Annotated in this window: 4 protein-coding genes; all 4 read left to right on the top strand. The window is 62.7% G+C overall.

All coding sequences use genetic code 11. From position 1 onward, the window contains the following. Window positions 1–10 precede the first annotated feature (10 nt). From V5F23_RS03520 to V5F23_RS03505, 4 genes are read left to right on the top strand one after another with little or no spacing between them, the layout of a single operon-like run. Window positions 11–2569, top strand: a complete 2559-nt coding sequence (locus tag V5F23_RS03520) for a Tc toxin subunit A (protein WP_338497591.1) — start codon at window positions 11–13, stop codon at window positions 2567–2569. 33 nt (window positions 2570–2602) lie between these two features. Next, window positions 2603–7174: a neuraminidase-like domain-containing protein gene (locus tag V5F23_RS03515; RefSeq protein WP_338497590.1), complete on the top strand. Its 4572-nt coding sequence runs from the start codon at window positions 2603–2605 to the stop codon at window positions 7172–7174. Next, the gene (locus V5F23_RS03510; RefSeq protein ID WP_338497587.1) at window positions 7171–11643 is read left to right on the top strand and encodes a SpvB/TcaC N-terminal domain-containing protein; all 4473 of its coding nucleotides are present in this window, start codon (window positions 7171–7173) and stop codon (window positions 11641–11643) included. Before V5F23_RS03515 ends, V5F23_RS03510 begins: the two co-directional genes overlap by 4 nt. Beyond that, window positions 11640–14420: an RHS repeat-associated core domain-containing protein gene (locus V5F23_RS03505; RefSeq protein ID WP_338497586.1), complete on the top strand. Its 2781-nt coding sequence runs from the start codon at window positions 11640–11642 to the stop codon at window positions 14418–14420. The genes V5F23_RS03510 and V5F23_RS03505 overlap by 4 nt, the downstream gene beginning before the upstream one ends. The last annotated feature ends 11 nt before the right edge of the window (window positions 14421–14431 follow it).

The raw sequence follows: 14431 nt of genomic DNA, 5'->3' as shown, positions 1-14431 counted from the left end.
TGAACCCTACATGGACGCAAGCAATGACTCGCTGCTGCACAGGCTCGTCGCCTTTGCCGACGACAACGACAGCAACACCGCAAAGGCTCGTTTTGCAACCGCCCTGCAGCGGATGGGGCTGGCGTCGGTTTTCGATATCGTGCGCATGGGCAAGGCACCGTTCGCCCTTGAGCTGGCCAAGTACAGCGACGCGGATGCCGGGCTGGCCTATGACCGTGCAGCGAATTACGCCGGGCAAATCGCTCGCCGGTACCAGGCGCATCGTGTGTCGGCCGGGAAGGATGCCCCGGGGCGCGTGCGGCGCAGCCTGGGATCGGACTCGACGCCCGCGTCCGCCGGCTACCAGGCCCTCTTCGAGGAAAACTGGGATCAGTTCTGCAACGAAGGCGATATCGCGGCAATCGACTCGCCCGTGGCGTATCTACGTGCCCTGTATCTGTTTGCCAGGCAACTGGAGCAGCTCCCGGCGTCCGCCTCATCCGCCAGGATCACCCTGGAAGAACGCCGCCCGGACCTCAAGCACCTGACACTCGATCGACAGAGCGCCTTCGCCACGCGTCCGATGCTTGACCTCATCAATGACACCCTGCGCAGCAACATCGAGGCTTACCTGGAAGTTGAAGGCAAGGGCAGGACAGTGCCCCAGGCGCTGGCCAGCGAGCGCTATCCCTTTTCGCTGCCCTACAACCTGTACCATCATCAGTGTCTGCTCGGGCTGGGGGCAGGCAAGCCCGCACTGGGCGAACTGAACTATCGGGCCAGCCTGCAGTTGCCGTTTTCACCAGGCAACTCAACCTACGGCAGCGTAACGACGTCCCCTCTCGACGCGCAAATACTGCTGTCCGGTCTCAGTCCGGAACAACAGAACCTGCTGCTCGCGCCCATTGTGTCGATCTCCAAGCCAGATCCACTGAAGAAGAACTACGGAACCCGAAACATAACGAACCTGGGTCAGCTGGAGTTTTTCAAGGAGCGCACCGGGCTGACGACGGAGCAGGTGGAGCAACTGTTGGCGCAAGGCAGCTACACCCCTCGGTCCTTAATCAATAGCCCAGACGCCAGACAGAGCGGCTATGGCGCCAGCTACATCAACGGGCCGGAACAGACTTCCGTCCTGAGTATTGCCACCCAAGGGGAGACGCAGGTTTTCACCCATCACTCCCATGAGCGTTTCGACCGTGCGCAGCGAATGATCCGCCTGCATCGCTGGACCGGCATCCCCGTTGCCGAACTGGATACGCTGATCGTCAATGCCCAGCGCTCTGAAGGGACTGACACACTCAACATCAACACGTTGCGCACACTGGGCGTCTACCGCTACCTGAATCAACTCCATGGCATTGCCCCTGAAGAGTTTGCCTCTTTGCTGCACGACATGCCGGTGGATGCTTGCGGCGACCGCATGCCATTGTTCGATCAAGTGTTCAATCGCACCCGACTGCTTGAAAGCCCCGTGTGGGAACTCCCCCAGAGCCCTCTGACCGCCGGCCGGCAAACCCTCAGCTATCTGAGCGCAGGTCTCGGACTCCCCATGACCCAGGATTCGCTGCTACTGCTTGTGCGCCAGAGCGAGAAGTACCTGGGCTCGCCAAAACACGACTTGCCGACGGTCTCCTCACTCTACCGCCAGGCCCGTATCGCCAGGATGCTGGGCCTGTCCCCTCTCGAATGCACCGAGCTGGCCCGGTTGTTGGGAGGAGACGACTTCTGCAAGGCACTGGTGACCGGGCGATTGCACACCTCGCAATCCACAGAGGCGGACATTCTCGACGTGTTGATGGCACTGGAATGGGCCGTGGACTGGCTCAGGCAAAACGAGCTTGATGTGCTGCAGTGGTGTCGTCTGTTCGATGAACCAGGAACGAGCTTGCCGCTGAATCAGAAGTTGGAGGAACGACTGGCGAGACTGCGAGCGGACAACAACGCCAACCAGGATCCTCAGCGTCTGATTGAAACACTGCTGCATGACATTGCGGACCTTCCGGCCGAATACGTCCCTTGCGTGACGCAAATGGCCGGCACCGACGCAAAGGCGATCGTCACGGCCATCAACACGACCCCGGGCATGATGCCGCCTGTGCTGGCAACAGTCCTTCGCATCGCCGAGGCTTGCCAGCGTCTGCACCTGGACAGCAGCACGCTGAAAACCCTGATGGATAATCCGACATGGCTGGCCTCGAAGACCTCCGTAACCCTCACACCCCACACGCTGTATCTGCTCGAACGCTTCAGCCATTGCGCCCGCCATCAGGCGCAGTCGCAAGAGAACCTGCTGCACTACCTGCAAGTGGCCAATCAGGATGGGCACTCCTCGGAAAAAGAGACCAACAACCTGCTGGCCAACCTTTTGAACTGGAACACTGAGCAAGTGAGTCGTCTGACGGCGCAGTTGGAGCCAGGACAGGCCACCTCAATGGAAGCGGTGGACTGGATCATGCGCTGCCAGGCGTGCTGCGTCAGCACAGGACTGTCGGCAGACCTGTTGCTCCAGGCAACCGCACTGAAAACCCAAAGTCCTGCATCGGACTGGAAAACCGTCGGCGCAGCACTCATCGCGGCCTGCCATTGACCGGCGCCCCGCTTCAACATTCAAGGATTGAATATGACCGTTGCCATTAAGAAGCAGCTCGATGAAAGCCTGCGCGATGCGCTGTTGGCGCTTTACCTGAACAAGGTCGCGCCCGATCGGGACAGGATGAAACCCTACAAGATCAAGACCGCCCGGGAGCTCTACGAATTCTGGCTGCTGGACGTACTGGTCAGCCAGGACGTGCCCACCACCTCCGTGGCCTGCGCCATTGCCAGTTTGCAGCAATACATCAACCGCATCCTGATGAACCTGGAGCCCGGCTATGAGCCCGCCGACATCACCACCGATCTGCGGCAAACCTGGCGCGACGAAATGCACCAGTACCCGACGTGGGCCGCCCACCAGCAGTTGCTTTACTTCCCTGCGATGTACCTCGACCCGAACCTGAGAGCCGACAAAAGCGCCAACTTCGAACAACTGGAAAGCGCCCTCAACCAGAACCAGATCCAACCCGACGCCGTTCAATCGGCGGTCATGGCGTACCTGACCCGATTCGAAGAAGTGGCCAACCTGAACATCCTCAACGGCTACATCGATGGCGAGGACTACGCCAACAGCACCTACTACTTCATCGCCAAGTCCCGCAGCGAAAACAGCTACTTCTGGCGTTCACTGAACATGGCGCAGCGGCCCCTCGCGGGTGTGCCGACACAACCACCGGGCATCACGCCCAAGCTGGACCCGCCGGCCCCGTACGCCTGGTCGGACTGGGAAAAAGCCGACGTCCCCATCCCCGAGAACGCGCCCGAGCATTCGGTGCGACCGGTCTGGTTCAACAATCGGCTGTTCGTTATCTGGGCCGAATGCATTCACCAGGAGCCTTCAGCCTCCAGCGCCTCTTCGCAGGACGATACAACGGCAGGGAGCAAGCACCATCCGCTGTTGCGCCTGAGCTATTGCTTCAAAAAACACGATGGAACCTGGAGTACGCCGCGCGTGGCCCTGCAAGGCCATTGGGAAGACAGTTCCCTGGGCAACAAAGGCCTTGCGGCGATCAAGACGTTGCTCGCCACGGTCGCCGTGCATTATCGCCAAGGCTCGCGCGACTCGCTGTTTCTCGCCTTGCAGGGGTATGGATCACCGGCAGCGTCAGGCCTGGCCAGCGGCAAGGAGCTCGCCTTCAGACAGACAGTCTGCATCGACAGGCACCTCAATCATGAACCGGGTCGCTCAACGGACGCGGACAACGAACAGCAACTCCTGAGCGCCGCCGCACAGCGTATCCAAGCCACAACGTCCACCAACCTCGAAATCACAGAAGTTGCCCTGCCCGGCAACCTGCCCCCCACCCTGTCGGATTTCGAAAGCGCCTACCGCGATCGCATCACGCTCACCTACACCCGGCACGACTCCAGGCTCACGTTGCAAATGGCGGCCAACATCGACATGACCAGCGCAGGGAACATGGGGTACCTGCCGCGCAACGTGATGCGCTTGAGGGTGGAGAACGCCTTCAGTCTTGAGCCTCGCCTGCAAATGAACCTGCTGTTCCCTGCCCAACGCCTGCCGCAGGCGCCCTACATGCGGCTTCATGGCGGTTCGAGCCTTAATCTCAGCAAGCTCCCCGTCGCCCTCGATCGAAGCTTCACGGTGTCCTTTTCGCACACGGCTGACGTTCTGAGAGACAGCGAACACACGCCCAACATTACGCTCTCCAGCCAGACCAGCCTTGAGGGAAAATTCATCTCCACGGATGCCGTCAGACACCTGATCAAGGCCAGCCGGCGTAAGAACAGAAGCTCCTCCACCAGCGGTTCGCAAACCATGACCCTGCAGACCGAGCATGCCAAAACTTTTGACGTGGAACACGTCGCCGTGCTCTGCGATGAACCGCTGGACAAGCAATACGTCGTCTTCCGGCAACCCGCGGCCTCATTAGACCGACCGCTGACCTACGCAGACCTGAGCGTCGTGGCCGAGTCCGTTCCGGCCGAGCATCTGCCGCCGTCCTTTGACTTCGAGTGGCCCGGCACCGATCCCGGCGGCGACGGCACCATCCTGCTTCTCGGGGTGGCGTTCGTCCACCCTCTCGATCCGACAAGAAAGCTCTACTCCGTCCTCCGGGCTGTCACGCTCAAACGCCCCTTGAAGCGCCAGCAACCGCCCGACATTACCCAGGTCTCGGCGCCCGGCTTGGGGTCCACCCAGTTCATCGATTTCGCCAAGTCCACGATCAAAACCAGTGACGCCTCCAGTCGACGGCGCTCGCCGATCCGTTTGAACACCGTGTTCGCCGCCGAACTGATCCGGCGTACCGAGGACGGCCTGGATGAACTGTTCGACTGGACGACCCAACACCTGCAGGAACCCGCGATACCCGACGACCCGAACATCGCGATGGATTTTCATGGCGCCTACGGCCGTTACTTCACCGAGCTGTTCCTCCATGTGCCATGGCTGGTCGCCCATCGCTTGAACGCCGAGCAGCGGTATGAGGAAGCCGAGCGCTGGCTGCGCTACGCCTTTGATCCGGGTCGCAACAAGGATGAATGCTGGCGCAGCGTGCCGCTGGTCGATCGCGGCGTGCCGTCGTACGCCGATCAGGCGCCCCATGATCCGCACCAGATCGCCCTCAGTCATCCCGTGCACTTGTGCAAGGCGCTGTACTTCCTGTACCTGGACATCCTGATCAACCGGGGCGATGCCGCATACCGCGCCATGACGCCAGACGGCCTCAGCGAAGCGAAGCTGTGGTACGTGCGTGTGCTCGACCTGCTGGGCCCGCGCCCGGTCGTTCGGACAGTGGCGCCCTGGACGGCCCTCAGCCTGCAAACGTTGGTCGAAACACCCGACGACGACCTGCGCACCTTCGAGTACTCGCTGACCCGCCTGAACGACCACCGCGCGTTGGTCCTTCGCGAAGGCAGCGCACGCTCGACCCTGCCGGCCATCGATAGCCCGTATCTGCATCTGCCGTTCAACCCGCAGTTGCTCAGAGGCTGGGACACGGCCGAGAGCCGGCTGCACAACCTGCGGCACAACCTCGACATCGCCGGCAAGCCGCTGCACCTGCCGGTCATCGCGGCGCCGATGGACCCTCGCGCCCTCCTCAGCACCAATGCCCTTAGCCTCTCGGACAGCGCGTCGACAAGCCTGCCGAGCATCGCCATTCCCCATTATCGCTTCACCGTCATGCACAACCACGCCCAGAACGCAGTGGACAGCCTCAGCCAGTTCGGCTCCCTGCTGCTGTCGCTGATCGAGCGCAAGGAAGAAGCCCAGTTGCAGGAGTTGCAACAACAGCAAGCCTGGGATCTGGCAAAAATCTCTCTGGACTTGCAACGCCAGGCCTTGAATATCGACCGTCAGAACCGCCAGGCGTTGCTGGCCAGCCAGGCTATTGTGCAAAACCGCAGTACCCATTACAAAAAACTGCTGGACGATGACCTGAGTGACACCGAAACAAAGGCCAGTTACTTCTACGTGACCAGCGGCACCTTGGAAGCCGGCGCAATGGCCTGCCAAATCGTGGCGGCGGGGCTGATGATGGCGCCGAACATTGCGGGTGTCTGCATTGGCGGCAGCCGTTGGGAGGGGCCGGCGCTCGCATCCTCTGCCGCCGCCCATAGCGCCGCGATTATCAGCCGTACGATTGCGGCCCAACTCGACCGTCAGGCCATATTCGATCGCCGTCGGGATGAATGGCATCACGCCTACGATCAGTCACAACTCGAACTGGCCCAGCTCGACGCCCAACTGGCGCACTTCGCCGAACAGGAAACCGCCACCCGCCTGCAATTGCGCCTGGTCGAAGCGACCCTCGGCCAGGCCAAGGCCAACTACGATTTCCTGAGCAAGCGCTTCTCCAGGACGCAACTGTACCAATGGCTCAACAGCCAGTTGGCCGTGGTCTATCGCCAAGCCTACGACGCAACCCTGAGCCTGTGCCTGGCCGCCGAAGCCTGTTGGCAATATGAGACCGCCGACTTCGACAGTCGCTTCATTCAACCCGGGGCGTGGCACACGACCTATCGAGGGCTTGGTGCCGGCGAGTCGCTGAAGCTGAACCTGATGAACATGCACGCCGGCTACCTGCAACGCCATGAGCGCGAGCTGGAGATCCGCAAGACGGTGTCGCTGCGACACCTGAAGGACAAGACCCCGGCCAGCCACCTGAACAAACCATGGCCGCAGATGCTGGACAACCTGAAGAAAGGCACGTGTGAGTTCGAACTGCCTCATCAGTTGTTCGAAGACGATTACCAAGGGCAGCAACATTACCTGCGACGCCTCAAGACCATCAGCGTGACCTTGCCGGCCGTCGTTGGTCCTTACGAAAACATTCGGGCCACGCTGACCCAGACCGCCAGCACGGTGTTCTTGTCGCCAGGTGACCGAGGCCGTGCCATGGAGAGCCGCCGCGCCAATCAGCAGATCGCCCTGTCGACAGGGGTCGACGACAACGGTCTGTTTACCCTGAGCTTCAACGACGAACGTTACCTGCCGTTCGAGTACACCGGCGCCATTTCCCAATGGCAGCTGACCTTCCCGAACCCCGAGGCGCAAAAAGACCTGCTGGAATCGCTGACCGACATCATCGTGCACGTGAGCTACACGGCCAGGGTCGGCGGAGGTGCGCAATGAACGAGCCATCCGCGTTGCCGGTCACCGCACCCTCCCTGCCCAAGGGCGGTGGTGCCATTCAAAGCATTGGCAAAGGATGGAGCCCCGTGGGCGCCCACGGTACGGCTGTCTATGAGATGGCCTTGCCCATTTCGTCGGGGCGCGGCTTTGCGCCGCCCCTGTCCTTGAACTACGCCAGTACGCTCGGCAACGGTGTGTTCGGCATCGGCTGGGGGCTGTCATTGCCCAGCGTGGCACGACGCACCAGCCAGGGTGTGCCGGCCTACGGGCAAGACGACGAAATCATCGGCCCCACCGGGGTGGTGTGGCTGCCCGAGCGTGATGCGCAAGAGGCTGTCGCCTCGACCCGCGTCGACCACTACAACGAGCTGGCACTGGGAACGACCTACACCGTCACCCGACACTTTCCCAGGACCGAAAGCCGTTTCGACCGGATCGAGCATTGGGCTTCGCCAGGCGATAAGCCGGGCTTCTGGCTGGTGCACGGTGCCGACGGCAGCCTCCACGTGTTCGGAAAGAGCCTGGCCTCGCGGCGCGTCGATCCCGAGGATACGCGTCGAGTCGGCGAATGGTTGCTGGAGGAAAGCCTGAACGCCCACGGCGAACACATCCTCTACCAATACCAGACAGACGCCACGGCCCAACGCTATTTGAGTCAGGTCAGCTATGGCAATTTCAAGGCCGACACGCAGCTCTATTCATGGACTGCGCAGCGGCTCACGGCCGTGCAATGGCACTTCGAACTGGTGTTCGACTACGGTGAACGAACCACTGCCTATACAGAAAAGCCGCCGTATGAGGGCCGGCAGTGGCCGACCCGCAGCGATCCATTTTCCAGCTTCGCCTACGGTTTTGAATTACGCACCGAACGCCTGTGCCGCCAGGTCCTGATGTTTCACCGTTTTCCCGATGAGCTGGGCGCGGCCCCCATCCTGGTGCGGCGCCTGCTGCTTGACTATCGACAGACGCCCTTGGGTTACCAGCACTTGAGCGCCGCCCACGAACAGGCGTTCGCCGAAGACGAAACCGTCGAGCGACGCCCTCCCGTCGAGTTCAGCTACAGCGCATTCAAGCTCACGCTCGACCCCCTCGCCTGGCAGCGTTTTGCGGACATGCCGGGGCTCAACGACGGCCACAGCTATCAGTTAGTGGACCTGTACGGCGAAGGCCTGCCGGGCGTGCTCCATCGAAACGAAAAAGGCTGGCATTACCGTGAACCCATGCGCGAGAAGGCCAACGGCAACGAAGTGGCCTACGCGCCGTGGCGAACGCTCCCCAACCTCCCGGTAGCCGACACGGCAACATCGGTGCACCAGGCCTTGAGCGATCTCACGGGGGACGGTCGTTTGGACTGGCTCATCGCCCGGCCGCAAGTGAGCGGTTTCTTCTCCCTCGAAGCCGATCGAAGCTGGTCGGACTTCGCCACGTTCGAGGCATTTGCCCCAGAGTTCTTCAGTCCTCAAGGGCAGTTGGCCGATCTGATGGGGGACGGGCTCGGCGATCTGGCATTGATCGGCCCGCGTAGCGTTCGCCTGTACGCCAACCAACGAAAATACGGTTTTTCACCGCCATTCGAGGTCCCCCGAGAAGCGCATGAAGACGCCCTGCCCGTGTTCACCGGCTCTGCCGGCGAACTGGTGGCTTTCAGCGACGTACTGGGCAGCGGCCAGCAGCACCTGGTGCGCATTCGTCATAACGAAGTGAGGTGTTGGCCCAACCTCGGTCGCGGACGCTTCGGCCAAGGCCGGGTGCTGGATTTCCCCGGGTTGGCCCACGAAAGCTTCGACGCCTCGCGTATTCGCCTGGCGGACCTGGATGGCTCCGGCGCCGTCGACCTGATCTACCTGCAAGCGGATCAGGCACTGATTTTCATGAACCGCTGCGGCCAGGGCTTCGCCCCCGCAGTGGCGCTGCCCTGGCCCGAAGAGCTGCGCTACGATCCGTTGTGCCAAGTGAGCGTCGCCGACCTGCAAGGGCTCGGCTGTTCAAGCCTGATCCTGAGCTCACCGCACATGAACTCGCAACATTGGCACTACGACTTCGTCAGCGCCAAACCGTATCTGCTCACCGGCACCAACAACAACATGGGCGCCGACGACCGCATCGACTACCGCAGCTCGGCGCAGGAATGGCTGGATGAGAAACAGGAGAGAATCGCCGCCGGCAAGCCACTCACTTGCCGCCTGCCCTTGGCCCTGCATCTGGTGAGCAGTCAGACCCGCCTGGACGAAACCATCGGCAACCAGCTGACCCAGGCGTTCGCCTATCGCCAAGGTTACTACGACGGCAGCGAGCGGGAATTTCGCGGTTTCGGCCTGCTGCTGCAAACCGATACCCAAGCCAGCCCCGGCGATGGCGCCCCCCAGGACTTCAGCGCCACGTGCCTTAAGAAAACCTGGTTTCACACCGGGCGCAGGGTAGATATTCCGCGAAACGGCTACAGCCGCGCAGACAAGCACGCCATGGCGCTGGGCAAGACATTGCTTTGCCAATACCAACCCGAGACGCAGCGCGACCGGATCATCGCCTCGCCAGACGCGACCACCGACCTGGAAATGGCCCGCGCCTTGTGTGGCCGCTTGCTGCGCAGCGAGGTCTTCGGCGTCGATGAACGCCGCAACGCCACCCGCCTCTATACGGTCCAGGAGCACCGTTACGGGCTGCGCCTGCTACAAGCCCCCGACAACCATCGCCGCCAGGCCCGGATGCTGCCGCTGCTGCTGGAGTCGATCACGTATCAATACGACGGCTTTGTCGATGACCCGCAATGCCGGCACACCCTGAATCTGCAACACGACCTGTACGGTGCGCAGACCCGCAGCGTGGATGTCCATTACGCCCGACGAACAACCGCCAGCGACACCCCGCCATTCAACGACGCCGACCAACAGCAGTGGTGGCGCGACGCTCACGACCCGGCGCAGCAGCGCTACCACCTGAACGAAACCCGCGCCGAGTTCATCCACCTGCAAACAGCCCAGCAATGGCGACTCGGCCTGCCTTATCGCCAGCGTACCCAGACGTTGCAGCGCCCCAAGGCCCCTGTAGACGAAGGGCTGGCCCCACGGGACATCACGTTCGAAACACTCGATGACCGTGTGACAGCCACCACTTGGAACACCCAAGGCGTGCTCACCGGCCTGTCCGTGCAGCGCTATAAACAGGCGTCGAACGGAGCCATCTGGCCCGACGGCGTCGCCGACCTGCAGGCCCTGGTCGATCACCTGGAGCACGCCGAGCTGGATGAAAAGGCCCTGGAAGCCTTCCAGTCGCTGTCACAAGACGCCCGCCCTCAAGGAAAACTGCTGGAGCAAATCGGCTATCACCACATGACCGACTTCCTGCCCGCGTCGGCGCCCGCAAGGCTATGGTCAGTCAAGAGCGATTTCGCGAGCTACGCGCCGCTGGAAGGTTTCTACAAGGTCAACGCTGTACAGCCGAGCCAAAGCCAGGGCGTGACCCAGATCAGCTACGACCCGTATGCCTGCCGGGTCATCGCCTTCACGCTGCCCGATGGCTGCACCACCCAGGCTGTCCACGACTACCGCTCGCTGCAACCGGTGCGCATCACCGACCCCAACGGCAACGTCCAGGAAGGCTTGTTCGATGGGTTCGGGCAGGTCCTGGCCAGCTCTTTTCATGGCGATGAAGACGGCACGCCCGCGGGCTTCAAGCCCCTTGCCCAGTTCAAGCGCCCTTCGTTCGAGCCTGCGGCGCAGGCCGTCCGCCGGGAAAGGGAAGCCGTGCAGGGCGCCGCCACGGCCCACTATTACGCGCCCTTCAGCTGGATGGGGCGGGTATCGACGGCCGCATTGGCCGACACCGACTGGCTGGCGCGTTGCGTAGCAAGAGGGGACCTGCTTGCCGACGGGCATCTCTGCGCGTCAGCCCGAACCCGGTTGTCGTCTGGCCGAGCATTGTCCGGCGACGACCTGAAGCTCAAAGACGAACTCGAGGCCTCGAGCCGAGAGCCCGTGCATGTCGCGACCCTGGTCGCCGACCGCTACCCCGATGACCCGCAGCAACAGATCCGCATTGCCATCACCCATTTCGATGGCTTCGGTCGAACGTTGCAAAACAAACAACGGGTCGAGTCGGGCATGGCCTGTGTCGTCGACGCCAAAGGCGAACTGACCCTGGCAGATGGAAAGCCCAAGGCGCAGATCGCCGCGGTGCGCTGGCGTGTCAGCGAACGGGTGGAATACAACGGCAAGGGGTGGGTGGTGCGGGTCTATCGGCCTTACTTTGCCGATCATCATCGCCACATCAACGATGCGTCCCTGCGCCAGTGCGGTCATTTCGACCAGCATGTCCACGACCCCCTCGGACGCCTGACCCACACGTGGCTCGCCCGGCAGGATGACCTTTGCTATTTGCGCCGCCACACGCGCCACCCCTGGTACAGCGTGGACGAAGACGAAAACGACACCTTGCAGGAGGTCATGTCGACCCGCGGGGGTGCTGCATGAGCGCTCGCCTTCACCACAAGACGCCCACGATCAACGTCATCGACAACCGTGGCCTGCCCGTGCGGCAGGTGGCTTACCACCGACGCGAGGCAGACGAGCCAAGCCAGGCGCGCATCATCCGGCATCACTACGACGCGGCGGGGCGGCAGGTGGCGCAGTGGGACGCCCGGCTGTTCGCCAACGCCCCCGAGGCCAACCTGCAAACCGTCTACAGCTTGTCGGGCAAGTCACTGCGGGTGAGCAGTGTCGACGCCGGGTGGCGCCTGAGCCTGCCGGGCGACGCCGGGCAGGTGCTGCGCCGTTGGGACCAACGGGGAAATCAGGAGCAAACCACCTTCGACGATCAACGGCGGCCGGTCATACGTCGCGAGCAAACGCCAGGGCAGGCGCCACGCACAGTCGAATGCCTGCGCTACGGCGACAGTTCGCCAGCGTCTGCCGCCCGTAACCTGTGTGGTGCCCTGGTCCGTCAGGATGACAGCGCCGGCACCCTGCTCACCCATGCCTACGCGCTTTGCGCCAACCCGCTGAGTCAGACCCGGCACCTGTCAGCCGACACCGCGCCCGGCGACTGGCCAGGGAACGAAAAAGACCGAGACCTGCTGCTGGAACAGGGCGACGGCCACACCACACATTGGCGCTACGACGCACTCGGGCAGGTCATCGAACAAACCGATGCGGCCCGGCACCAACAGCGGTACACGTTCGATCGCGCGGGCCAGCTCAGTACCGTGAGCCTGAAGCCCCGGGACGCCACCGTCGAAACAACCGTCGCAAGCCAACTCACCTACAACGCCTCCGGCCAGCTCGAATCCCAGGCCGCCGGCAACGGTGTCATCAGCCGCGCCGTGTTCGACCCGGCCACCGGGCGACTGACCGCTCTCAGCGCATCGCTGTCCACCCGAACCTTGCAGGACCTGCATTACACCTACGACCCGGTGGGGAACGTGCTGCGCATCGAAGACAAGGCCCAGCCGGTGCAGTACGGCAGTAACCAGCGGGTCGAAGCCACGCGCACCTTCACCTACGACAGCCTGTATCAATTGATCCGTGCGACAGGGCGTGAAACCGCAGGCCTGGCCCCGACCCTCCTCAACATTCCGATCGATGCCGGTCAGTTGTTCAATTACACCGAGCACTACACCTACGACATCGGCGGCAACCTGACCGAGCTGCGCCATGTCCGCGAGCGCAACCACTACACCCGGACGTTCAACGTCAGCCCCACCAGCAACCGCCTGCTGAGCTGGAACACCGGCCAGTCGGCGCCCGACGTCACGATGGCCTTCGATGCCAACGGCAACCAGCAGGCGCTGCTGCCCGGGCAGGCGCTGGCCTGGAACAACCGCAATCAACTCGACAGCGTGGTGCTGGTCCAGCGTGCAGACGCGCCCGACGACGTTGAGCGCTATCTCTACGACAACGGCGGCCAACGGGTGCGCAAGGTCCGCACGGTCCACACCGAGGCCATCATCCATACCCGGGAGGTGCGCTACCTGCCGGGCCTGGAAATCCACACCCGTCCCAATGAACGGCTGGAAATGATCAGCCTGCAAGCCGGCCGCTTCAGCGTGCGTTACCTGCACTGGACCGCAGGCCGACCCTCCGGCATCGCCGCCAACCCAATGCGCTACGGCCTTGGCGACCACCTGAGCTCCTGCTCACTGGAGCTCGACGCCCAAGGCGGGTTGATCAGCCAGGAAGGCTACCTGCCCTACGGAGGGACCGCCTGGTTGGCCTCGCGCTCGGCGCTGGAAGTCAGCTATCGCACCCTTCGCTATTGCGGCAAGGAGCGCGACGCCAGCGGCCTGTATTACTACGGCCAACGCTACTACGCGCCCTGGTTGCAACGCTGGATCAGCCCCGACCCGGCGGGGGCGGTCGACGGATTGAACCTGTACGCCATGGTGGCCAACAATCCGCTCAGGTTCGTCGACCATCAGGGATGGCTGAAGGATGACGTCGTCAAAGGGGTGGAGGCTGATGGGCACGCCCGGTCCCTGGCGATGATGCAGCCTCCCTCGGCCCTGCCGCCCAGGCGAACGGCCGGTGACGACCGAGAAAACGCCGCGCTCAACCTGGCCCTGCGTCCGACCCCAGGCTTGAGCAAGACAAAGCGCAAGGACCTGGTGGTCCACTCGTTTGGCGTGACCGGCGATACCCTGGACAGTAAGCCGGTGGCGCTCTACGAGTACCACAACCTCTCCGGTCCCAAATCCGGCCCGACGGGTTATCGCGGCGTGGACGCCCACTACGAAGGCAGCGCTAAAAGCGACAGTTTCTACCTGAACTTCGGCAGCTACAGGATCGGCAATACCAGCGAGTACCTGAGCGACCTGGCCGAACGCTACCGCGCCACCAAGAACGACCCGATCCACAGACTCGAAGTGGATCCCGAGTTACTCAAGCGCGAGCCCACGCTGAGCAGGACGGTCGATGCCCTGTCGGAGCTCCAGCCCAACACCCAGAACCTCATCGCCACGCTTATCGAGCGCTGCAACGGCATCCTCCCCGTGCGCGCCGGGGGGCCGGGGGCGCATGGGGAAGTCCGGGTACTGAACGATGTCGTTGCGCTCTATCCGGGCCAGGCCGAGCGAGTGCTTTCGGACACGTACCTGTTCACCGAAAAAATCACCGGCGTGGCCCAACCGGAACCGTTCATTGCCTGCTTCAACTGCAGCGGGATCATTCCCGAAAACGTCCATATTCCCACGCAGCGCCACCCCAGGAGCTATGAGATGTACAACGATCACGTCCAGGCAATCACACGACCTTAGCGCCTTGGCAG

Origin of the sequence: Pseudomonas sp. WP18, from assembly GCF_036689585.1 — a bacterium.
GTDB classification, from domain to species: Bacteria; Pseudomonadota; Gammaproteobacteria; order Pseudomonadales; family Pseudomonadaceae; genus Aquipseudomonas; species Aquipseudomonas chlororaphis_E.
The sequence above is the reverse complement of the archived record's forward strand: the minus strand, read 5'-3'. Positions and strand labels throughout refer to the sequence as shown.